We start from the raw sequence: 23,586 nt of genomic DNA on the forward strand, positions 1-23,586 counted from the left end.
GTAATTGCCTTTTTCCACCTCTGATACAAGGGCTAATTTAAAGCCTAAATTATAATCGCGTTGGGTACGTTTTACTCTTTTGGTTTCTTTGTTTTTCATAATAAGTCGATTTTGTGTCAACTTATTTCAGGACGTGACAAATAAAAAAAATAAAGCCAAACTAATGTTTGGCTTTATTTTTTTTATTCTTTCAACTTCGAACAGTAAATAATAATGTATCTCAGGAATTAAAATAAAAGTAGTTTTACAAAATAAGGTTATAATTTTTTTACAATACGCTCTGCGCTTTGTGCAAAAAACACTAAGTATAAAAAACAAGCCGCAGCAATCCAGTAAGAGCTATGTATACCTATTACATCTGCTAACTTACCTTGTAGTGGTGGAATAATTGCTCCTCCTAAAATCATCATTATTAAAAATGATGAACCTTGAGAGGTGTACTTTCCTAAGCCTTTTATGCTTAAAGCAAATATACAAGGCCACATAATAGAACAAAATAACCCTCCACTTAAAAAAGCATATAATGCCACTTTACCAGTAGTAAACAATCCTATTAATATTGCAATTACACCTAGCATACCAAATATCTTTAAAGTTAATGCTGGTTTTTCTTTTCCAACAAAAAAACCACCTATTTGAATAGCTATGCAAATAGCAAACAAAAACAAAGCATTTACATTAAAACCAGATATATAATTTACAAGTAATACAACACCAAAAGCTATATATGGTACAATTATATAAAGCCAAGTTTTAACCTTACTAGAAGGGTTAAAAACAGCAATAGCTCCTGCCCAACGACCAATCATTAATCCGCCCCAATACATAGATATTAATGGTGCGATTTCGTTGTCACTCATTGCTTTCATTCCTAAAGCGTTGTAGTCTATGCCTTCTACAGTAGTAGTTACAAATTTCAACAATTCGCCAAGATTACTTTGTATTGTAACCTCAACACCTACGTAAGTAAAGATTGCTAACATTCCTAAAACCAACTGAGGATACTTCATTGCGCCCCAACCTTCATTATTTTTCTTTGCTAAAAAATTAGAGATTAACAATACACCAACAACTATAGCTAAACTTGCAATAGTAAGTTTCAATATAAAATCATTATCTGGAGTACCTCTATATTGATCAAATGTTAAATAAAAACAAAGTATTAATAAAACAGTCATTACTGTAAGAGCAACAACTGCTTTTGGTGCTTTAATTATAGTCGCATCGTTTTTTCCTTGTGGTAATTTTTTAGAAAAATAAAATAAAGCAGCGGCTAATAAAAATAGTGCACCAACTGCTAAATATAAATATTGTATAGTAGATAATGTTATTGATTGATTAGCAATCATAGCTTCTAACTCTGGTCCTGATTTAGGAGTAGATCCAAATAGAATTAATGCAATAACTATTGGTCCAATAGTTGTCCCAAAAGAGTTTATTCCACCTGCTAAGTTTAATCTATGTGCTCCTTTTTCTGGAGCGCCTAAGGCAATTGTAAAAGGATTAGCTGCGGTTTGTTGTAGTGAAAACCCTAAGCCAACTATAAACAAAGCACCTAAAACATAATAAAACACATTAGAATCTCCAGGCTGCGCACCTTCTATTGCAGGAAACATAACTACTGCTCCAATAGCACTTAAAATTAACCCATAAATTATTCCGTTTTTGTAACCCCATTTATTCATTATGTCCTTTCCTAAGCTATTGGAAAGCACAAATAAAATTAATGCTCCAAAGTAATATGCGCCATAGAACGCAAAATCAACTAATTGGGATTGAAATTGATCTATAGAAAAATACGTTTTGCAAAATGGGATGAAAACACCATTAGAAGCAGCAATAAAACCCCAAAAGAAAAATACTGTTACTAATGTAGATAATGCTTGCTTATAGTTTTTTTGTTCTGTCATTGGTTTTTGGTTAAAAATTAAGGTTAGTTAGTTTTAAGCAAATTAAACTTTTTTAATTACATTGGTAACAATTCCCCAAATTACAAAATCATTAGTATCTGTAATTTTTATAATGGGATAATTTGGATTTTCTGGTTGTAGCCAAATCCCTTCTTCATCTACTCTTAAACGTTTAACAGTAAATTCACCATCCAAGAAACATACTGCTATTTTATTGTTTTCGGGTTCTAAACTTCTATCAATTACTAGCAAATCACTATCGTCTAAACCGGCTCCAATCATAGATTGTCCACTTACTTTAGCAAAAAAAGTGGCCTCTTTGTTTTTAACCAATTCTTTATCTAACGATAATCGCTCTTCATGAAAATCTTCTGCTGGAGAAGGAAATCCTGCCGAAATACCAGCATCAAAAAAATGTGCTCCAGAACCTTCTACAATTTCTGGAGTAAAAAACGTTAAATTTCCTGATGTGTTAGCCACCATTAATATTATATATTTTTAACCATGTTTCAAAAACAGCGTATTACTTAACTTCTTTTATAAGATAAATATACACAGGAAAGTGGTCGCTAAATCCTCCAGTATATCCTCCATCTGCGAAACTACGAAAAGGATACCCTTCCCAACGTCCTTTTTTATTAGTTAAGTATTGTTTATTAAATATGCCAGCTTTGTAGTACCTAAATGTTGAATAATCTTTTTCAATTAATGGTTTAGTTACCATTATTTGATCAAATAAACTCCAAGCATCTCTATATGCACCTGTGCCTAATCCTTTTTTGTACATATCTATAAAAGGATTATAAATGCCTTTAAAACCTACTTTACTTTTTTTTCTTTGTGCTTTTAAAACCTCTTTAACACTAGCATTTGTAGGATCATCGTTTAAATCTCCCATTGTAATAATTTTAGCGTAAGGATCAATAACCTGAATAGAATCCATGATGTATTTATTCAATTTTGCTGCAGCTACACGTTTTGGCCTACTTCTTGCCTCTCCACCACGTCTTGATGGCCAGTGGTTAACAATTAGGTGTATCATTTCTCCTTCTAATTTTCCGCTAACTAATAATTGATCTCTGGTGTCTATTCGCTCTCTTGTTTCGTCATCATAAATTTTTAAGGTATGTGTACTCTTATTTATTGGAGAAAATAATTTTTTCTGGTATAGTAATGCAACATCAATTCCTCTTCTGTCTGGAGACTCAAAATGCGCAATGCCATAGTCTTTAGCCAAAAGCAAAGGGTCATTTACCACATCTTCTAAAACCTCTCTATTTTCCACTTCGCAAACACCAATTATTGCTGGAGTGTTGCCAGTAACATCTTTACCAATATCTGCTATAACTCTAGCCATATTGTGTACTTTCTTTTTATAAATCTCTCCTTGATTTGCACGCATTTCCATAATCGGACTTGCCTCATCATTTTTTGTAGGATCATTTATAGTGTCAAATAAATTTTCAAGATTGTAAAAAGCTACAGTATGAATTTTAAACTTCTTTTTTTCTTGAGCATTAGTTAGCGTAAACGCTGTTAAGCACAATATGGATATCCAAAATTTTAAATTTTTCATTAATATGAGTGTTATGTTATAGTTATGTTAATACAAATCTCTTGCCAAAAGTAGATATTTATTATAAATAATGTAAATTTGCACGCCTTAAATAATTAATATTTAACGTAAGACCAATTTTTTTAAACAATAAATTCAAGTATGAAAAAAAGTTTATTTATTTTTTTATTCGGGATTTTTTCAGCCTTTACAGCCTATGCTCAGCAAACAGTTGTAAAAGGAAGTGTTAAAAACGCTTCTACTGGCGAACCTATTCCTGATGTAACTGTTACCATTGAACAGTCAGATCTATCTACTCAAACCAATGAGCTAGGAGAATTTCAGTTTCCTGGTATTATTCCTTTAGGAGAGCAAATGCTTAGATTAACTAAAGAAGGTTTTGAACCTAACCGATACCCAATTGTGGTTAACGAAGGCAAAACAGTTAACATTACTGATATGACATTAGAATATGTTATAAACAATCAGGACGAGTATGTTATTTCAATCTCTGAAGACCAATTAAACAGTGATGATGATGGATTATCTAGTAACGTTTCAGGGCTACTACAATCTTCTAGGGATGCATTTTTAAATGCTGCTGCGTATGATTTTAGTGCTACATTTTTTAGGCCTAGAGGTTTAGACAATGCTAACGGTAAAGTTTTAATCAATGGTATCGAAATGAATAAATTAGATACTGGAAGACCACAATGGGGAAATTGGGGCGGATTAAACGATGTACAGCGTAACCAAGAATTTTCAATGGGAATATCTCCTAACGATTATACTTTTGGAGATTTAGCTGGTACTAATAATATTATAATGCGTGCCTCTAAGTACAGAGAAGGTGGTCGTATATCTTTCGCTTCTTCAAACAGAAGTTACGAAGGGCGAATAATGGGAAGCTATAGCTCTGGAATGTTAGAAGGTGGATGGTCTTATTCCATTTTAGCGTCTAGACGTTATGGAGATGGTGGTTATGTAGAGGGATCTCTTTACGATGCCAATTCATTTTTTGCTTCTGTAGAAAAGAAAATAAACGATAAGCATAGTATTAACTTTACATCTATATACGCACAAAATCGTAGAGGAAAAACTACAGCACTTACAGATGAGATTAATGAGTTAAAAGGAAGACAATACAATCCGTTATGGGGAGAATTGGATGGTGAGTTAAGAAACTCACGAGTGCGTCGTATTGAAGAACCAATTTTAATGTTAAACCATTTCTGGACAATTTCGGACAAAACCTCTTTAAATACTAATGTCGCTTACCAATTTGGTAAAATAGGAAATACACGATTAGATAATGGAGGAACACGTTTAGTAAATTTAGATGGACAAGATGCTTACATTGGAGGAGCACGTAATCCAGATCCATCTTATTACCAAAACTTGCCAAGCTACATTTTAAATGTAGATGGAACGCCAACTGCAAATGATTACGAGCAAGCTTATATTGCGCAACAAGATTTTGTTAATGATGGACAATTAGATTGGAACTCATTATATAGAGCAAACGCTATATTAAGAAACCAAGGACACAATTCTGTATTTGCAGTACAAGAAGATAGAGTAGACGACAAAACATTATTTGTTAACACTATTTTTGATACAGAAATAAATGATAATATACGTTTAAACGCAGCTGTTAATTATAGAAAGCTTAAAAGTGAAAACTTTGCTGAAATTAAAGACCTTTTAGGAGGAACAGGATATTTAGATGTAGATTTCTTTGCAGAAGAAACAGATCCTACGCAAAACCTTACCAATCTTGCACAATCAGATGTTAGAAACCCTAATAGAATTGTAACAGAAGGTGAGCGTTATAAATACAACTACGAAATAGATGCTAATGTAGTTAGCGGTTTTGCTCAAGCACAATTTAAATACAATAAAGTAGATTTCTTTTTAGCGGCTAACTTAAGCCAAACATCTTACCAAAGAAATGGTTTATACCAAAATGGTTATTTCGAAAACAACTCTTTTGGAGAAGGCGAAAAATTAGATTTTTCTAATTATGGAGTTAAAGCAGGAGCAACTTATAAAATTACAGGGCGTCACTTATTGGATTTTAATGGTGCATATATGACAAAAGCGCCAAGTATTAGAAATTCATTTGAAAACGCCAGACAAAATAATAATACTATTAATGGAGTTACAAGTGAAAAAATAAAATCTGTAGATGCAAGTTATATTTTTAGATCTCCAATAGTTAAAGCGAGATTAACAGGGTTTTATTCCACTTTTGAAGATGGAACTGATATTGGTTTCTTTTTTACTGAAGCTGCAGGAAATGCATTTGTACAAGAAATTCAAACAGGTATCGATAAGCGTCACATAGGAGCAGAGTTTGGTATCGAAGCACAAGTAACACCTACTATTAAATTAAAAGGTGCAGCTTCTTTTGGACAATATACGTATAGCAATAATCCTAACTTATATTACACAAGTGATGATTTTCAAAACCCATTAACTTTTGGAAGTGGTAAAGCGTATTTAGAAGATCTTCACGTTGCTGGTGGCCCAGAACGTGCTTACCAATTAGGTTTCGAATATCGTGACCCAGAATATTGGAATATTGGTATTACCTCTAACTTTTTTTCAAATGCTTATGTAGATGCTAGTGCGTTAAAACGTTCAGACGCTTTTGCTTTAGATCAGGATATTATTTCTGATGAAGTATTCCAACAAGGAGGAAACATTACAGGAACACCAATTAATGATTATAATGAAGACGTAGCAAACAGATTATTAAAGCAAGAACAATTTGATAACTATATGTTAGTTAACATAATTGGAGGAAAATCTTGGAAAGTAGATGATTACTTTGTAGGTTTCTTTGCAACTATTAATAATGTTTTTAATCAAGAATATAAAACAGGAGGTTTCGAACAATCGCGTAGAGTAGATTACAGAAACCAACTACAAGAACAAACAAACGAAAACGGACCTGTTTTTGGTAATCGTTACTTCTTTGGTTATGGAACCACTTATTACTTAAACGTTTACGTAAGATTTTAATACCTTTACTAAAAAAATAAATTTATATAAAATGAAAAAAGCAATAAAAATAAATAATCTAGTAGTATTACTATTAAGTATGGTAATATTTACAGCATGTGTTGAAGACGACGACTTTAGCGCACCAAACTTAACAGTTACTGAGCCAACATTGGATGGGCCAATTACAGATATCGACGCTGTACTTGGAGCTTATAACCAAGAAGGAGAATTAATAACTTACGATGGAGAAAACAATCTTTATATGGAAGGTTATGTGATTTCTAGTGATGAAGGAGGAAACTGGTTCAAATCATTAGTTTTACAAGATAAACCTGAAAGTCCAACTGCTGGTATTGTTATACAATTAGATGTAAATCCATTGTTTACACGCTATGAATTTGGTCGCAAAGTTTACATTAACCTTAAAGGTTTATCTGTAGCAGAAGATAATGGAGTTATCCAAATTGGTCGTGCTGCAGGAAACGAATTAGAGCGTATTTCTGAGCCAATGGTAAACAACGTTGTATTAAGGAGTGCTGAGGTTGCAACTATTGTTCCTAAAGAAGTGACAATAGCTGACTTTAGTGACGAGTTAGAAAGTCAGTTTATTAGATTAACAAATATGCAATTTAATCGTAACGATGTTTTAGGAGAAGACCCTAAAACTTTTGCAAGTGAAGATGACGACCAGTTTGATGGTGAACGTAATTTAGAAAGTTGTGTAGAAGGTGGATCTGTAATATTAAGTACAAGTACGTTTTCTGACTTTAAATCATTATTATTACCTGCAGGACAAGGTAGTATTGATGCAATTTTAACAAGAGATTTCTTCGATGATTTTTATACAATATACTTAAACTCACCAGAAGATATTAACTTTGATGATGGAACACGTTGTGATCCTGATTTCTTTGAGTGCGATGAAGCATCTGGAGGAGGAGCAGCATTTTTCTCAGAGGATTTTGAAGGTTTTGGAACCTACACTGCAGAAGGTTGGACTAACACTAATGTAAGCGGAACTGATACAGATTGGTTTATTAGCGGATTTGGAGGAAACAATTACTCTCGTATCTCTGCATTTAGTTCTGGTAATGCAGAAGCAGATGTATATTTAGTAACTCCAGCTATTAACATGGATGGTACTACTGGAGAAGAATTATTCTTCGATGTTCAGGCTAGTTTTGACAATGGAACAAATTTATCTGTTTTAGTTTCTACAGACTTTACAGGAGATCCAACAACGGCTACTTGGTCTATTTTAGATGCTTCTATTCCTACAGGACCAGGAGGAACATTTGGAAACTTTGAAACTGTAGGGCCAGTAAACGTATCTTGTTTAGATGGCGATGTACACTTTGCTTTCTTTTACGAAGGTTCAGATCCTGGAGCAACTACAAGATATCACGTAGATAACGTTGAGGTTACAGGTAACTAATTCTTAAAATTTATATATAGAAAACCACATCTCAACGATGTGGTTTTCTTTTTAATACCAATACTTTATGTCTGCTTTCGATACCTTTTTTGTTAAATTTTTCAAACACTATAAAGGCTCTAATACAAAAAGAGCAAATACAATAGCTTTAGTGTATTTAACTTTATTACAATCTGCTTTAGTTTTACTTTTTGGTGTATTATTGGCTGGTTTTTTAGACCAAATGAATGTAGATACCATGTCTAGTAAAAAAGCATGGAGCCTTTTTGTTATACTTGTTGGTTTTATTTATTTTAAAAACTGGATGACCTATAATGGCAAAAAACGAATGATTTTAAACGCAAAACTCTCCAAGAAAAAAACGTTAAACTATCCTATAACTATGCTGTGGTTATTACCATTTGCTTTAATTGGATTAGCCATAATTATTCTTCAAGCGGTTTAGTCCCTTTATTCTTTTTAAGGGTTATGTGCACAGGAAAATGATCGCTATAACCACCTTTGTATTTATTAGCAACAAAAGTTCTGTAAGGACTACCTTTAAAACGTCCTTCGTTTTGTTTTAAAAAATCGGCATCAAAAATATCGGCATCATAATAACGCAATACTTCTGGCTTACGCTCAAAGAAATTTGTTGTAATTATTATTTGATCGAATAAATTCCATTTTCTGCGATGGACAGTTGTACCTCTAGTATAAGACAATAAGGTATCCATAGGATTATAAAGCCCATGTGTTTTTACCAAATGTTTAATGCTTTTACTAGCAGGATCATCATTAAAATCTCCCATTACAATAATTTTAGCATCTTCATTTTTAGCTCTTAAATTAGTTATAATCTCAATAACTTTATTGGCAGCAGTTATACGTTTCTTCTCTGTTTCCACATTTCCTTGTCGTCGCGAAGGCCAATGGTTTATAATAATATGCACTTTATAACCATCTAAAAAACCAGTAACTAATAATATATCTCTGGTGTAATCTATAGCTCCTAAGTCATCAACTAATTCAATAGCATAAATGCTAGATTCTATAACTTTAAATCTGTTTTTATCATAGAGTAAAGCAGTATCAATACCACGTTCGTCTGGAGAGTCGTAGTGCACAAAATCATAAGGTAGCGCTTCTAAATGCTTCGATTGTATTAAATCCTTTAGTACTTTTGCATTCTCAACTTCTGCCAAACCAACTAAAATAGGGTGTAAATTTGTTTGTTTTACGCCAATATTAGAAATAGCATATCCCAATTTTCTAAGTTTATTTTTATAGCGTTTTAAAGTCCATCGTTTGTTAGAAGCTGGTAAAAAATCTGTATCGTTTTTACCAACCTCATTATAAATATCAAATAGATTTTCTATATTATAAAAGGCCACAGTTAGCAACTCATATAGTGAATGTTTTTCTTCCAAATGATTTAAAATGAATAGTTATTGCGTTAAAAATATGAAAATTTAAGTGTTAACTTTGTACTTTAAATTTATATATGCTAGAAAAAAAAGATATAGAGCTTGAAAAAGCAGTACTAATAGGTGTAATAACCAAAGAACAAAACGAAGAAAAGTCTAAAGAATATTTAGATGAGTTGGAGTTTTTGACTTACACAGCTGGAGGAGAAGTCTTAAAACGATTTACTCAAAAAATGGACATGCCCAACCCTAAAACCTTTATAGGAACAGGTAAAATGGAGGATGTAAGGCAATTTATTGCAGATAATGATGTGGGAACTGCCATTTTTGACGATGAGCTTTCTGCAGCACAAGAACGCAACATAAGTAAAATACTTAATTGTAAAGTATTAGACAGAACCAACCTCATTTTAGACATATTTGCGCAACGTGCACAAACAAGTTACGCACGTACACAGGTAGAGTTAGCGCAATGCGAATATTTATTACCACGTTTAAAAGGAATGTGGACTCACCTGGAGCGTCAAAAAGGTGGTATTGGAATGCGTGGACCTGGTGAAACAGAAATTGAAACCGATAGACGTATTGTAAGAGACCGAATTTCTTTATTAAAAGCTAAAATTAAAACTATAGACAAACAAATGTCTGTACAACGAGGTAATCGTGGACAAATGGTTAGAGTTGCGCTTGTTGGCTATACCAACGTTGGAAAATCCACGTTAATGAATGTAGTGAGTAAAAGTAAAGTCTTTGCCGAAAACAAGTTGTTTGCAACTTTAGACACCACAGTTCGTAAAGTTGTAATACAAAATTTACCTTTTTTATTAAGCGATACTGTTGGGTTTATTCGCAAACTACCTACACAATTAGTCGAAAGTTTTAAAAGCACATTAGATGAGGTTAGGGAAGCAGATTTGTTATTACATGTTGTAGATATTTCGCATCCAAATTATGAGGAGCATATTGAGTCTGTAAATAAAATTTTAGGCGAAATAGATAGCTCTGATAAGCCAACGATTATGGTGTTTAATAAAATAGATGCTTATAAAGCAGAACCTTTTGACCATACAGATTTAATTGCAGAACGAACCAAGGAACATTACACCTTGCAAGAATGGAAAAAAACATGGATGAATAAAGTAGGAAAAGATAATGCGCTCTTTATTTCGGCTTTAAATAAAAAGAATTTAGACGAATTTAAAAAACGCGTTTACGATGAAGTTAGAGAAATACACGTTACTCGTTTTCCTTACAATCATTTTTTATATCCTGATTACAGCGAAGAGGAATAATAAGAAACTATTGAGCATAAAAAAAGGCATTTTCAAAATATGAAAATGCCTTTTTTAGTTTATAATAAATTGGGATTAGAAGTTGTAACTTAATCCTAATAACCAATAAGACTGTAATTTATTATCTACATTATCAAAGCTTGGCGTTGCAGCAGTTGACATTGGATCAAACTGTCCCAAAGCGTAGTTAAGCGCTTCTTGTTTGTTGCTTCTTAAACCAAAATCAAATCCTACACCAATCATTTTCCATAATGTATAGCTAAATGAGTTAGTCCAAGTTACGTTAGAGTAATCTCCACTCTTATAACTTTGAAACATAGATAGGTTAGACTTAAAGCTTACTTTACCAATTTGGCGTGTGTAATCTGCAACAATTTTTGCACCTAAAGACGATTCGAAAACAGAATCATTATCAGCAAAAACAAAGTTGTAGTTTAATGGGTGAATTACTACTATTAAATTATCAATAGGAGTCCAAGTTCCACCAACACCAACATCCAAATAACCAGGATCGTTAAAGTTATCTAATAAAGTAGTTCTGTATTCCATTAAACCAGACACAGCAAATTTTTCGCTTAATTTTCTTCCGTATAAAGACGACAAATTAAATACATCTGTTGTTGGGTTAAATTTCTCACTATCTAAATTAGTATCTTTATTGTCTAATTTTACCCAGTTTAAGTTTGAAGTTAATGCGTTTCTCCAGAAAAATTTATCTTCGATTAAATTAGCATAACCATTTACAGAAATACCAATGTTTCCTGACGAATTGTTTGGAGCACCTTGTGCGTACCAGTTACTAAAGTTAGAAATGCTTCCACCAATAGTACCAAAAGCACCTACTCTCCAACCTGGTAATGCATCTATTTGAGCTTGTAGAGCATTAGCCTCTGCTTGTGCAGCATCTGCAGCAGCTTGTTTTTCGTTTTTTTGTGCTACTAATTCTTCTTTTGTTTGTGCTTGTATTGAAACTATTCCAACACTAAAAGCTAATAAAAATAATAGTTTTTTCATTGTTTTAAATTTTTGAATTGCAAAAGTATAGTAAATAGATATAACTAATTGAACAGAATAAGATATTTTGAGAAAATATACGATTAAACGCGTGTTTTTATCGACAATTAACGCTTATATAATGGTACAGACGAGCATGCTTCGCCAAACATTATGGATTTTGCGATAGGTTTAATTTTATTGGCGATCATTAAATAGGCACTTCTTGGAACTGGTTTTTTAGAGCATCCCTTAATAATTACAGGCTTATCTTTAAATTCTGAAACGTCCAAGTTGTTAATAATATCTTGGTAGAGCGCAGTTTCTAATTCTTCTAATGTTCCTAAAACAGTGTGTTTTGCGTAAGGTTGTAAATGCATACTTACTAGCATAAATGCCCAAGCAGGTACAATAGCATCTGTAGAGCAAGTAATTGCAACATATTGCTCATTATGTTGCGACCAATCGTAGTTTTTTATCTGCTCACGAAATTCTTTTTCGCGCAGCACAAAACCTTCATATAACCAATTTTTTATATCAAACAAGTAGCGTTCGCCTTTTGGGTAATGCTCTTCAAGATCAAAAGTAACTAGTTTGCTATTTGCTACGCGATTTATAATTTCGTCTTTCAAAATTTATGTGTAATAATTTATTAAATTTTATAGTGCAAGATTCTTCGACTGCGCTCAGAATGACATTAGATAAAATATTAGTACTAAAGAGTTCGAGTAGTTGTAGTCGAGTAGTTACTAAATACTGTGACTTAACACTGCTAACTAAAATTAAAGCATTCCTAATTCTAATTTTGCTTCTTCACTCATTAACTCTTGTGTCCAAGGAGGATCGAAAGTAATTTCTACTTCAGCATCTTTTACTTCGTTTAACGATTTTACTTTTTCTTCAACTTCCAGAGGAAGCGTTTCGGCAACAGGACAATTAGGTGTCGTTAAGGTCATTAAAATTTTAACGTCGTAATCTTCGTTAACAAATACATCGTAGATTAATCCTAGTTCGTAAATGTCAACAGGGATTTCTGGATCGTATATTGTTTTTAATACGCGAACTATTTTTTCGCCTAATTCTGTTGTATCTATTGTTGTGTCGCTCATTATAAAATGTATTTTAAATTCTCATAACATGAGAATCTTTGTGTTTATTTCTGCTAAAGCTGGTTATTTTATTAATAAAATAGATGGCTTCCTTTTCAATATTTTATATTAATTTAATTGAGTTTGGTATGCTATGGCATACATTTTTAGCTGTTTTATCATGCTTACTAAGCCATTTGCTCGTGTTGGAGATAAATGTTCTTTTAATCCAATTTCGTCTATAAAATTAGTGTTCGCTTCAATTATATCTTTTGGATGTTGGTTAGAAAATACTCTAATTAAAATGGCAATAATACCTTTAGTAATTATAGCATCACTATCTGCAGTGAACGCAATTTTAGAGTCTTCTAATTCTGCATGAACCCAAACCTTGCTTTGACAACCTTTAATTATATTGTCTTCTGTTTTAAATTGGTCGTCAATTATAGGCAAATCCTTACCTAAATCTATCATATATTGATAGCGCTCTTCCCAATCCTCAAACATCGAAAATTCTTCAATAATGTCGTTTTGTATGTCTTCTATACTTGGCATATTATTTTTTTACAAAAATACAATAACTAAAGGGTTTGTTCAATTATTTACCGTTTTTCAATCATTGAAAGTAGTTTACTCACTAAAGGCGAAATTACAGTATGTGGTTTTCCATGATCAAAAGTTGGTGTGGTGTAGCTTTCAGAATTGGTTTCAACAATTAATGTTGCTCCTGCAGCTCCATCGTATTGGTGTGCTTTACTTGGTGGTTTTAAATCAGAAAGGGATTTTAAATCTATCTCAGAAAGTAGTGTTGCTAATTCTTCAATTTCAGAATTAGTAAGTGGTCTGGTTTCTGGTTTTTCGTTATGTGCTAATTGTGTACTTAGCGTATTATCTTTAATTGTTATTTTAGTAAAGGAGCCTCTTGCCAAAGCAGAGTATTCTATACTTTTAAAGTCTGTAATACGTTTTAATGCTTCGGTTTTAGTGTCATTTTCACTCATAGCATTAGATGCATTTTGTTTTGAAGTACCACAAGATTCTACAAGTAGTACACTTAAAATAACTAATATAAATTTCATAATACATGTGTTTTAAAATGAATATACAAAAAAGAAGCCAAAATTTAAGATAACATCATTTTTGCTTTTTTAACACCAGCGACTAAAGCATCGATTTCTTCCTTTGTATTATAAAAAGCAAAAGAAGCTCTAACAGTACCTGGAATTTTAAAATAATCCATTATAGGTTGTGCACAATGGTGTCCTGTTCGTACAGCTATTCCCATTTTATCTAATAAAGTGCCAATGTCGTAAGGGTGAATCCCTTCTAAATTAAAAGAAATGACAGAGGTTTTTTGTTTAGATGTACCGTAAATTTTTAAGCCTTCAATTTCTAATAATTGTTGTGTGCCATATTCTAAAAGTTCGTGCTCATAGTCTGCAATAGCATCAAAACCAATAGCATTCATATAATCTAAAGCAGCGCCAAAAGCAATACCACCACAAATATTTGGAGTACCAGCTTCAAATTTATGAGGCAAACCAGCATAGGTTGTTTTCTCAAAAGAGACTTGATCTATCATTTCGCCACCTCCTTGGTAAGGTGGTAATTTTGTGAGCCACTCTTCTTTACCATATAATAAGCCTACTCCTGTTGGTCCACAAATTTTATGAGCAGATGCCACGTAAAAATCTACATCTAATGCCTGGACATCTACTTTTAAATGCGGACAAGCTTGTGCACCATCCACCAACACAGCAGCACCAACTTTGTGTGCCTGTTTTATTATTGTTTTAATAGGATTTATGGTGCCTAACGCATTAGATATATGATTTACAAATACTAGTTTTGTTTTATCTGAAAGTAGTTCTAAGTACCTATCCATTTCCAATTCTCCTTCTTGGTTCATTGGAATTACTTTTAAAGTTGTTCCTGTTTTTTCGCATAGCATTTGCCAAGGCACAATATTACTGTGGTGTTCTAAAGCTGAAACTAAAATTTCATCATCTTTTTGTAAAACTGAAGCAAATCCGCTAGCCACTAAATTTATACTTTCGGTAGTACCAGCAGTTAAAATAATCTCGTAGGCATGTTTAGCATTAAAATGCCTTTGGATGGTATGTCGTGCAGCCTCATATTTATCTGTTGCTTCTTGGCTTAAGGTATGTACACCACGATGAATGTTTGCATTGTAATTAGAATAATAATCTACAATAACATCTATAACGTGTTGTGGTGTTTGCGACGTTGCAGCATTATCAAAATACACCAACGGTTTACCATTTACTTTACGTTGGAGTATTGGGAAGTCTGCTCTTATTTTATTCAAATCTAACATACTACAAATTTACGCTTTGTTTGATAAATGAAGTGTAAAGAAAAAGATAAAAGATAAAAATAATTAGCATATAATTTGGATGCATTTATATAAAATGTATATTTGTTCTATGTATGACAAACAATTAACAAAAGGAACACTGCAACCTATTATTTTAAAGTTGATTAGTGAAAGCGATAAAATGTATGGTTACGAGATAACACAAGAGGTTAGGAAACTTACTTTAGGAAAAATTGATATCTCGGAAGGTGCATTATATCCTATTTTACACAAGTTAGAAGCAAAAGGAATTCTGGAAACCGAAAAGGTGTATATAGGAAAACGTGTAAGAAAATATTATAAAGTCACAACGGAAGGTGAGAAAGTTGCAGAAGAAGTAACAAAAGAAATCAATAATTTTATTGAAACATTACATTTAATTTTTAATCCTAAACCAGCTGTATAATGATACTAACAGAACAACATATAGATTTTATAGAAAACAGTTTAAAACTTTATGGTGTAAAATCTAAAGGCTTACGCGAAGACTTGCTGGACCATATTTGCACTTATATGGAGAATCAAGACTCTAATGATTTTAATACTTTATACCAAGACGCTTTACAGAAATTTGGAGGCTATGCGAGTTTTCAGAACTTACAATTGGAAACTAACCTGCAAAAGTTTGCAAAAGAAAGGCAAGTGCTTAATAAACTAAAAGTCACTCTAGGAGGTACAATGGTTTTACTATTGGTTTTTGGTTTATTATTTAAAATTATGCATTGGCCTTATGCTAGTTCTATGTTAGTAGGAGCAATAGTTGTTTTTGCTTTAGGAATACTTCCGTTGCTTTTTTATGCTAACTACAAACAATCTATATATAAATTTTCTTAAATCATATATTATGAAAAAATCATTTTACGTTGTTGGCTTTTTAACCTTTTTTATATTGGGTATTGGAGCTATGTTTGAATTTTTAACATGGCCTTATAGAGGAGTTATAGTTTTTATTGGCTTTGTATTTTTAAACTTTGGTTTTATACCAATGTATTTTTATCAGAAATATCAGGAAGTGAAAAGTTAGTGCTTAGATTTAATATTTATAAAAGGCATAAATATTGTCAAAATTGAAATTTCTTGGTTTAAGGGATATACAACTCTATTAATGTTTTCGTTATTTAATTTATTATAAAACACACCAAAGGATTGCCATTAAATTTAGAGATCAGAATTGGAAAGGAAGTCTTTGCGTAATTTAATAATACCCAGTATTAATTGCTTATAAGAGATTCTAAATTAACCTTAAAATTAAAATGAATACCATAGGATTGAATTTCAATAACATCAGAATCAAAAGGAGTATTAAAACCATAGTCACCAATAAATTCAAATGAATAATGCTTTAAAAAATCAACTCCAAAACCTAGCTGACCAGCAAACCTAGTAGTGTTATAAAGCTCAATTGTATCTTGGCCTGAATCTGTTTCAGCATTTAAAAGAAACGAAATTCTTGGTCCTGCTAATAAATAAAAACCTTTACCAATATCTTTATTAACATCGAATTTATAATGTGTAGAAAAATTTATTGCAGAAATTTTAGAGTCTTCTCTTACAGGTCCACCAGGTGTTCTAAAAATGAATCCTCTATCTACACCTAAAACACTATAATTAATGGCAGCTTGTACACCTGAAAATTCATTAATTTCAAATTCACCGAAAACACCTAAGTCTAATAGATTATAAAAATCGGAATGTCTAATATCTACAGATCCAACACTTTGATAGTCGTGATAAAATCCACCAAAAGTCACTCCATAAGAAAAATTTTCTTGAGCATTAGTAGAAAGTATAGCTAATAAAATTTAGATTCCTAATAACATTATGAGATTGCTGCCTTCGCAGGAATAAAGGAATTAAAGATCAAAGCCAATATTAACGCCTAATTTATTAGCAATAAGTTTGGTAATACGTTGTTTTACTTCTGGGATTTTTACAGAACTTAGTACGTTATTACTAAACGCGTACATTAATAATCCTTTAGCTTCTTTTTCAGGAATACCTCGAGAACGCATATAAAACATTGCACTCTCGTCTAATTGTCCAATAGTACAGCCATGAGAACATTTTACATCGTCTGCAAAAATTTCTAATTGTGGCTTAGAGTTTATGGTTGCTTTGTCACTTAATAAAATATTGTTATTAGATTGGAAAGCATTTGTTTTTTGAGCTTCTTTGTTAACAATTACCTTACCATTAAAAACACCTGTAGCACTATCGTTAAAAATGCCTTTGTAGTCTTGGTGACTCTCACAATTAGGCTCTATATGATGCACTAAAGTGTTATGATCTACATGTTGTTTGTCTCCAATAATGGTTACGCCATTTAAAGTAGAATCTATACCTTCTCCATTTTGATAAAAGTTAAGATTGTTTCGAGTTAATTTTCCTCCAAAAGAAAATGTATGTACTAAGGCATGACTTTGGTCTTTTTGATTAATGAAGGTATTGTCTATTAAAGATGCATTCTTATTATCATTTTGCAGTTTATAGCAATCAACAATTGCGCGTTTATTAGCAAAAATTTCGGTAACGCAATTAGTTAAAACAGGATTGTCTGTTAAACTCTGGTGACGCTCAATAATTTGAACATGTGAATTCTCATCTACAATAATTAAATTACGTGGTTGTAACATTAAGGCAGCCTCGTTTCCTGTAGAAAAATGTAAAATTTGAATTGGTTTTTCTACCAATTTATTTTTTGGGATGTGTATATAAGCACCTTCGTTAGAAAATGCTGTGTTTAAAGAGGTTAAGCTGTCTTTAGCAGCAATTTTATTAAAATAATTTTCTATAAATAACTTGTATTTAGGCTTTGTTAAAGCAGAAGACATTAAGCACACATCTATCCCATCGTGTGTAGTTTGCGATAAATGCGAAGAATATTTTCCATCTATAAATACGATTTTATAAGAATCGATATCGTGGATGAAATATTTTTTTACATCATTAAACTCTATTGCATTATCCTTTTTAGGGAATACGCTATAATCTTCTTTTAAAACACTTTTTAGTGAGGTATATTTCCAAGCTTCTTCTTTTTTAGACGGAAACCCTTTTTTCTCGAAAGTATCTATAGCTTCGCTTCTAATATCGTGTATAGGCGAGTCTATATCGACTTGATTTTCAAATGCTAAAAATGATGATATTAATTTTTCTTTTAAATCCATTGTGTTAAGTTTTCAGTCGCAGTCTCAGTTTTCAGAAGATGAAATAGAAGAAATAGACTGTTATACTATGTTTCAATTTTTGCATTTTCAGTTTTGAGTTAGCTACTGTTAACTGTGACTGAATACTGCAAGCTAGTGCTAAGCGTTCACTTCTTCTTTAATCCAATCGTATCCTTTTTCTTCTAGCTGGTGTGCTAATTCTTTTCCGCCAGATTTCACAATACGACCATTGTATAAAACGTGTACAAAATCAGGAACGATGTAGTCTAACAAACGTTGGTAATGTGTAATTACTATTACAGCATTGTCTTTGCTTTTTAGTTTGTTTACACCATTGGCAACAATACGTAAGGCATCGATATCTAAACCAGAATCTGTTTCGTCCAAAATAGCGAGTTTAGGCTCTAGCATTGCCATTTGAAAAATCTCGTTACGTTTTTTTTCTCCTCCCGAAAAGCCTTCGTTTAAAGATCGAGACAAAAATTTTCTATCTATTTCTAGCATTTCAGACTTCTCTCTAATCATTTTAAGCATGTCCTTTGCAGGCATATCTGCTAAGCCTTTTGCTTTACGAGTTTCGTTTATTGCTGTTTTCATGAAGTTGGTTACAGAAACTCCAGGAATTTCTACAGGATATTGAAACGAAAGGAAGATGCCTTTGTGTGCACGCTCTTCGGCAGCTAGGTCTTCAATATCTTCTCCATCTAGTAAGATTTCTCCTTTATCTACTTCGTATTCTTCTTTTCCAGCTACGACTGAAGCTAATGTACTTTTTCCAGAACCATTTGGTCCCATTATAGCATGAACTTCTCCTGCTTTTACTTCAAGATTAACTCCATTTAAAATGGCTTTGCCTTCAACACTTGCGTGTAAATTATTTATTTTTAACATGCGCTTTAATTTCCGATTTTAATCACTTCGTTCTTTTTGGCGTCAATAGGTTTAACGCTCATAATTTCTTTTATTTCTACTTTATATGGCCAACCTTCCTCTAGCGAGTCTTTAGGTATAATTTTACCTCTCACTTGGACCTTAACCATATCTGTTGGTTCTTTTTTAAACTCTTTAGCCATAGTACTAAGGGTTTGCATTTTCTCGTCTAAAACTACACCATAAACTTCTTTGTGAGTTTGTAAAACTGCAGCATCTGCATAATACACAAAGTCACCAACTAACAATGTTAAACCATCGTTTTGCTTGCTGGTTTTTTCTGGGCCATCTATATTTTTAATGTTTTCTGGACTGTCTGTTTTAGCGTCGTTTTTACAACTTATAAACGCTACAATTGTAACAAGTAGAATTAATACTTTTTTCATTTTGTTATTAATTTGAATTCAATTTATAAGATTCCTGCAAAGGCAAGAATAATAATTATCCTACACTTCCTTCTAAAGAGATTTCTAATAATTTTTGAGCTTCTACAGCAAACTCCATTGGTAATTTATTTAAGACCTCTTTACTAAACCCATTAACGATTAATGCAATGGCTTTTTCGGTATCGATACCACGTTGGTTACAGTAAAAAATTTGGTCTTCTCCAATTTTACTAGTTGTTGCTTCGTGCTCTATTTGTGCTGTTTTGTTTTTTGCTTCTATATAAGGAAAAGTGTGTGCTCCACATTCATTTCCCATAAGTAAACTATCACATTGGCTAAAATTACGTGCGTTTTCTGCTCGTGCGTTTATTTGCACTAAACCTCTGTATGAGTTTTGAGATTTTCCTGCGGAAATTCCTTTAGAAATAATGGTTGATTTGGTGTTTTTTCCCAAATGAATCATTTTTGTTCCAGTATCTGCTTGTTGGTGGTTGTTAGTGACTGCAATGGAGTAAAATTCGCCCACAGAATTATCGCCTTTTAAAATACAGCTTGGGTATTTCCAAGTGACTGCACTACCTGTTTCTACTTGTGTCCAAGAGATTTTTGCGTTTTTTTCGCATAAACCACGTTTTGTTACAAAGTTGTAAACTCCACCTTTTCCTTCGGCATTACCAGGATACCAATTTTGTACTGTAGAGTATTTTATTTCTGCATCTTCTAAAGCAATAAGTTCTACAACTGCTGCGTGTAATTGATTTTCGTCTCTGCTTGGTGCTGTACAGCCTTCTAGGTATGATACATAACTGCCTTCGTCTGCGACTAGTAATGTACGTTCAAATTGTCCTGTTCCTCCTTGGTTAATTCTAAAATAAGTAGAGAGTTCCATTGGGCATTTTACTCCTTTTGGAATGTAACAAAACGAGCCATCACTAAATACAGCAGAGTTTAATGCTGCATAAAAATTATCTGTTGTTGGCACAATTGTACCAATGTACTTTTTAACTAATTCTGGATGCTCTTGTATTGCTTCAGAAATTGGCATAAAAATAATCCCTTTTTCTGCTAATGTTTTTTTAAAGGTTGTAGCTACAGACACAGAATCTACAACAACATCCATTGCGACATTGTTCATCTTTTTTTGCTCGTCTAAAGAAATGCCTAATTTTTTATACATTGCTAATAGATCTGGATCTACATCGTCTAATGTTTTATTAGGATCAATTGCTTTTGGTGCAGAATAGTAGGCGATTGCTTGAAAATCTGGCTTTGTATAATTTACATTTGCCCAATCTGGTTCTTCCATTGCTTTCCAAACCTTAAAAGCTTCTAATCTCCATTCTGTCATCCACTCTGGCTCTTCTTTTTTCTTAGAAATAGCACGAACGATATCTTCATTTAAACCAATAGGAAACGTTTCAGATTCTATATCTGTAAAAAAACCATACTCATATTCTTTGGTTTTTAATTCTTCCCTAAGGTCATCTTCTGTATATTTTGACATAAAATTGTTATTATGTTAAAAAGTTAAATGTTTAAAAAGTTAGATTGCGAAACTTTATAATTCACTTATTCTTTTTGATATATCATTTACTTTAAAATTTATTTTATTTAGAATGCTTCATTTAATTTCTCTACTCTATAATTTTTTAAAAGAAGAGATGTTTCAATTTTACAAACTAAATGATTCGCCACAACCACAAGTTCTATTGGCATTTGGATTGTTAAACACGAAACCTGTTCCGTTTAATCCTCCAGAATATTCTAGTGTTGTTCCAATAAGATATAAAAAGCTTTTTTTGTCGACAATAATTTTGATAGCATTGTCTTCAAACACCTTGTCTTCTTCTTGTATTTCTTTATCAAACTTTAAATCGTAAGATAAACCAGAACAACCACCACTTTTTACACCAACACGTACATAGTCTGTTGCTGCATTATAGCCATCTTCGGTCATTAATTCAATAACCTTTTTTTTAGCTGTTTCAGATACTTTTATCATAGTCTTTTCCATCCTAACCTTTCTGTGAGAAAGGCACTCAAAACTGGTTAATTTAGAGTGTTTTATTAATTTAATTATTTAAAAGCTTTTCGAATTTTATTAAGAGCGCTTCTAAATAGAGTGCAAATATACGATATAAGTCATGGATTTCCATATAACCTAACATTATATTAGCATATACTATAATAGTAAAAAGCTATTAATTTATAAAATTTGGATTGTTAAGAAAGGAAGGGTCTGATAGTGACAATAAAAAGGCTTTTAAGTCTGCTTTATCTTGGTTTGTAAGTTGTACGCCACCTTCGTCTATTTTTTTCATTAATGGATCTATGGTTGGCGAGTTTTGTAAACCTTCGCTATAATGGTTTATTACTTGGTCTAAAGTACTAAATCTACCATCGTGCATATAAGGTGCTGTGTAAGCAAGGTTTCTTAAAGAAGGAGATCTAAATTTCCCATTATCGTTTGGGTCTCCTGTTACTGCTCCTAAACCTAAATCGGAAAAAGAACTGTCTAATCCATTATTATGAAAACTATTGTCTGTCCATAATGGATTGTTAGGATTGCCATGACAGTGAAAGCAATCGCCTCTGGACTCGTCCATAAATACATCTAACCCATTTAATTCTTGAGGTGTGAGTTGCGCTTCGCCAAGTAGGTATCTATCGAATTTAGAATTACTGGAAATTAGTGTTCTTTGAAATTGCGCTAGTGCTTTTGCTACCAATTCTTTAGTAATTGTAGTGCTACCAAAGGCTTGGTCAAATAAAATAGGATACTCAGAATGGTTGGTAAGATCGTTTACAACATTGTCCCAATCACTATGCATTTCTATTGGATTTGCTACAGGCTCTAATGCTTGTTTTTCTAATCCTAATTCTTTTCCATCCCAAGTAAAACGATCGTTATAATTCCAAGCTAAATTAAATAAAGGCATTGAATTTCTTGTGCCTGCAATTCCATCTATACCAACACTAAATTGCGAATGGTCTGTAAATGCATTTTGAGGCGAATGGCAAGAAGCACATGAAATTGTATTATCTCCAGAGAGTAAAGTATCGAAAAACAATTTTTTTCCTAAGGCTACACCTTCAACTGTTTGAGGATTATTAATAGGAATTACTGGAGGTAATATGCTTTGCTCAAATAACTCTGGGATTTCGAGAGCCAGAGGTGTTGGTACATATCCATTATTATTATCTTCATCTTTAGAGCACGACGCTAAAAGAAGGGTTAGAAGTAAGATATGTACTAATTTTATTTTCATTTTTATTGAGATACTGTTCCTATAGAAAATACTGACATCACATTTTCCTGCATCATTTTTTGAGCTTCGTAATTAGGCATTAATGGTGTGTCTAAAACATTTAAATCCCAAGTATTTGGGTTTTTGAAAAATTCAGCGATATTCATTTTTACATCAATAGAAGTATTTTGAGTTATAGTGATTGGAGTAGTTAACTCTATTACTGCAAAATTTTGTTCAAACTCATCCATGCTTACTCGTGCTGTTCCATTATGAAAATTAAAAGGCATTGGAGTAGTATTTATATTATACATGCCATCAAACTGCATAAAATGGTAACCTCCACCTAACATTGCAGGCCAATTCCAAGAAGCACTATTTAAATCTTGGTATGCACCATCAATATTGTCTTCTTCATTAAAACCCCAAATAAATTTTAAGGTATATTCACCAATTGGAATCGTATTGTTTTCTGGTGTAAAATTATATGTTGACTCATTAGATAAATCTGTAAACTTGTAACCATTAAAAGTATAAATGTCTCCATTTGTATTTACTAATTGTAGTTTAGACACCAAATATCTTAATCTTGCAAAAGACATAGATTCACCATTTGCATTTACAACGGTTTCAGTTTCTAAGTTTGTACTATTAATAGCAGTGTCCTCCCAATGATGTGTAAAATTGAAACTTACATTAGCATTTGCAGTGGTATTATCATCATTATCTTCGTGACAAGAATTAAATGTTAAAGCTGAAATTGCTAAAAGCATTAAAATTTTTCTCATTT

General features: G+C 32.3%; 25 protein-coding genes. 7 read left to right on the plus strand and 18 right to left on the minus strand.

Annotation, left to right across the window (positions count from 1 at the left end):
- Nucleotides 1–257 precede the first annotated feature (257 nt).
- Genes ACVC5O_RS06170 through ACVC5O_RS06180 form a run of 3 tightly spaced genes read right to left on the minus strand, consistent with a single transcriptional unit; the run spans nt 258 to nt 3,486 of the window.
- The gene (locus ACVC5O_RS06170) at nt 258–1,910 is read right to left on the minus strand and encodes an MFS transporter (protein WP_452220599.1); all 1,653 of its coding nucleotides are present in this window, start codon (nt 1,908–1,910) and stop codon (nt 258–260) included.
- Between the two features lie 42 nt (nt 1,911–1,952).
- Nucleotides 1,953–2,393 (minus strand): LexA family protein, encoded by a 441-nt coding sequence (locus ACVC5O_RS06175; protein ID WP_452220600.1) that lies wholly within the window; start codon nt 2,391–2,393, stop codon nt 1,953–1,955.
- A 40-nt stretch (nt 2,394–2,433) separates the two neighbouring features.
- Entirely contained in the window at nt 2,434–3,486 is a 1,053-nt protein-coding gene (locus tag ACVC5O_RS06180) for an endonuclease/exonuclease/phosphatase family protein (RefSeq protein ID WP_452220601.1), read from the minus strand.
- Between the two features lie 141 nt (nt 3,487–3,627).
- Between ACVC5O_RS06180 and ACVC5O_RS06185 the strand changes: the two genes are divergently transcribed.
- From ACVC5O_RS06185 to ACVC5O_RS06195, 3 genes are all read left to right on the plus strand, one after another.
- Complete coding sequence (locus ACVC5O_RS06185) at nt 3,628–6,492, plus strand: carboxypeptidase regulatory-like domain-containing protein (RefSeq protein WP_452220602.1); 2,865 nt, start codon at nt 3,628–3,630, stop codon at nt 6,490–6,492.
- Between the two features lie 31 nt (nt 6,493–6,523).
- Nucleotides 6,524–7,909 carry a DUF5689 domain-containing protein gene (locus ACVC5O_RS06190; RefSeq protein ID WP_452220603.1) on the plus strand — a complete coding sequence of 462 codons (1,386 nt, stop codon included), beginning with the start codon at nt 6,524–6,526 and terminating at the stop codon, nt 7,907–7,909.
- Nucleotides 7,910–7,976: 67 nt separating this feature from the next.
- Nucleotides 7,977–8,354, plus strand: coding sequence for a hypothetical protein (locus tag ACVC5O_RS06195; protein WP_452220604.1), 378 nt, complete (start codon nt 7,977–7,979; stop codon nt 8,352–8,354).
- On the opposite strand, the gene ACVC5O_RS06200 is transcribed toward ACVC5O_RS06195, so the two are convergent.
- Complete coding sequence (locus tag ACVC5O_RS06200; protein ID WP_452220605.1) at nt 8,335–9,318, minus strand: endonuclease/exonuclease/phosphatase family protein; 984 nt, start codon at nt 9,316–9,318, stop codon at nt 8,335–8,337. The two genes, ACVC5O_RS06195 and ACVC5O_RS06200, sit on opposite strands and share 20 nt — an antisense overlap.
- Nucleotides 9,319–9,392: 74 nt before the next feature.
- Here ACVC5O_RS06200 and hflX point away from each other — a divergent pair, with 74 nt between their 5' ends.
- Nucleotides 9,393–10,607 carry a GTPase HflX gene (gene hflX / locus ACVC5O_RS06205; RefSeq protein ID WP_452220606.1) on the plus strand — a complete coding sequence of 405 codons (1,215 nt, stop codon included), beginning with the start codon at nt 9,393–9,395 and terminating at the stop codon, nt 10,605–10,607.
- A gap of 75 nt (nt 10,608–10,682) precedes the next feature.
- Here the strand turns inward: hflX and ACVC5O_RS06210 are convergent, their stop codons facing one another.
- The 6 genes from ACVC5O_RS06210 to ACVC5O_RS06235 all read right to left on the minus strand — a co-directional run bounded on the left by ACVC5O_RS06210 (nt 10,683) and on the right by ACVC5O_RS06235 (nt 15,026).
- Entirely contained in the window at nt 10,683–11,621 is a 939-nt protein-coding gene (locus tag ACVC5O_RS06210; RefSeq protein WP_452220607.1) for a DUF3078 domain-containing protein, read from the minus strand.
- A gap of 107 nt (nt 11,622–11,728) precedes the next feature.
- Nucleotides 11,729–12,232 (minus strand): DUF2480 family protein, encoded by a 504-nt coding sequence (locus ACVC5O_RS06215; protein ID WP_452220608.1) that lies wholly within the window; start codon nt 12,230–12,232, stop codon nt 11,729–11,731.
- Nucleotides 12,233–12,382: 150 nt separating this feature from the next.
- On the minus strand, nt 12,383–12,709 hold the full coding sequence (locus tag ACVC5O_RS06220) for a DUF59 domain-containing protein (RefSeq protein WP_452220609.1): 327 nt from the start codon (nt 12,707–12,709) through the stop codon (nt 12,383–12,385).
- Between the two features lie 108 nt (nt 12,710–12,817).
- Entirely contained in the window at nt 12,818–13,243 is a 426-nt protein-coding gene (locus ACVC5O_RS06225) for a SufE family protein (RefSeq protein WP_452220610.1), read from the minus strand.
- 47 nt (nt 13,244–13,290) lie between these two features.
- Complete coding sequence (locus ACVC5O_RS06230; RefSeq protein WP_452220611.1) at nt 13,291–13,767, minus strand: hypothetical protein; 477 nt, start codon at nt 13,765–13,767, stop codon at nt 13,291–13,293.
- Nucleotides 13,768–13,811: 44 nt separating this feature from the next.
- On the minus strand, nt 13,812–15,026 hold the full coding sequence (locus ACVC5O_RS06235) for an aminotransferase class V-fold PLP-dependent enzyme (protein ID WP_452220612.1): 1,215 nt from the start codon (nt 15,024–15,026) through the stop codon (nt 13,812–13,814).
- A 109-nt stretch (nt 15,027–15,135) separates the two neighbouring features.
- On the opposite strand from ACVC5O_RS06235, the gene ACVC5O_RS06240 reads away from it, so the two are divergent.
- The 3 genes from ACVC5O_RS06240 to ACVC5O_RS06250 are packed head-to-tail and all read left to right on the plus strand — an operon-like array spanning nt 15,136 to nt 16,089.
- Nucleotides 15,136–15,471, plus strand: a complete 336-nt coding sequence (locus tag ACVC5O_RS06240; protein ID WP_452220613.1) for a PadR family transcriptional regulator — start codon at nt 15,136–15,138, stop codon at nt 15,469–15,471.
- Nucleotides 15,471–15,899 carry a hypothetical protein gene (locus ACVC5O_RS06245; protein ID WP_452220614.1) on the plus strand — a complete coding sequence of 143 codons (429 nt, stop codon included), beginning with the start codon at nt 15,471–15,473 and terminating at the stop codon, nt 15,897–15,899. Before ACVC5O_RS06240 ends, ACVC5O_RS06245 begins: the two co-directional genes overlap by 1 nt.
- Nucleotides 15,900–15,909: 10 nt before the next feature.
- Complete coding sequence (locus ACVC5O_RS06250; RefSeq protein ID WP_452220615.1) at nt 15,910–16,089, plus strand: hypothetical protein; 180 nt, start codon at nt 15,910–15,912, stop codon at nt 16,087–16,089.
- Between the two features lie 187 nt (nt 16,090–16,276).
- Here ACVC5O_RS06250 and ACVC5O_RS06255 read toward each other — a convergent pair whose 3' ends face one another.
- From ACVC5O_RS06255 to ACVC5O_RS06290, 8 genes are all read right to left on the minus strand, one after another.
- On the minus strand, nt 16,277–16,867 hold the full coding sequence (locus ACVC5O_RS06255; RefSeq protein ID WP_452220666.1) for an outer membrane beta-barrel protein: 591 nt from the start codon (nt 16,865–16,867) through the stop codon (nt 16,277–16,279).
- A 51-nt stretch (nt 16,868–16,918) separates the two neighbouring features.
- Nucleotides 16,919–18,232: a Fe-S cluster assembly protein SufD gene (gene sufD, locus ACVC5O_RS06260; protein ID WP_452220616.1), complete on the minus strand. Its 1,314-nt coding sequence runs from the start codon at nt 18,230–18,232 to the stop codon at nt 16,919–16,921.
- A gap of 138 nt (nt 18,233–18,370) precedes the next feature.
- Nucleotides 18,371–19,123: a Fe-S cluster assembly ATPase SufC gene (sufC, locus tag ACVC5O_RS06265; RefSeq protein WP_452220617.1), complete on the minus strand. Its 753-nt coding sequence runs from the start codon at nt 19,121–19,123 to the stop codon at nt 18,371–18,373.
- Between the two features lie 5 nt (nt 19,124–19,128).
- A complete protein-coding gene (locus ACVC5O_RS06270) occupies nt 19,129–19,548 on the minus strand; it encodes a hypothetical protein (RefSeq protein ID WP_452220618.1) in 420 nt (139 codons plus the stop codon).
- Between the two features lie 55 nt (nt 19,549–19,603).
- The gene (sufB, locus tag ACVC5O_RS06275; protein WP_452220619.1) at nt 19,604–21,052 is read right to left on the minus strand and encodes a Fe-S cluster assembly protein SufB; all 1,449 of its coding nucleotides are present in this window, start codon (nt 21,050–21,052) and stop codon (nt 19,604–19,606) included.
- A 168-nt stretch (nt 21,053–21,220) separates the two neighbouring features.
- Nucleotides 21,221–21,550, minus strand: coding sequence for a HesB/IscA family protein (locus ACVC5O_RS06280; RefSeq protein ID WP_452220620.1), 330 nt, complete (start codon nt 21,548–21,550; stop codon nt 21,221–21,223).
- A gap of 199 nt (nt 21,551–21,749) precedes the next feature.
- Nucleotides 21,750–22,817 carry a cytochrome-c peroxidase gene (locus ACVC5O_RS06285; protein WP_452220621.1) on the minus strand — a complete coding sequence of 356 codons (1,068 nt, stop codon included), beginning with the start codon at nt 22,815–22,817 and terminating at the stop codon, nt 21,750–21,752.
- Between the two features lie 2 nt (nt 22,818–22,819).
- The gene (locus tag ACVC5O_RS06290) at nt 22,820–23,584 is read right to left on the minus strand and encodes an MbnP family protein (protein WP_452220622.1); all 765 of its coding nucleotides are present in this window, start codon (nt 23,582–23,584) and stop codon (nt 22,820–22,822) included.
- Between the last annotated feature and the right edge of the window lie 2 nt (nt 23,585–23,586).

The organism is Lacinutrix salivirga (genome assembly GCF_053604675.1).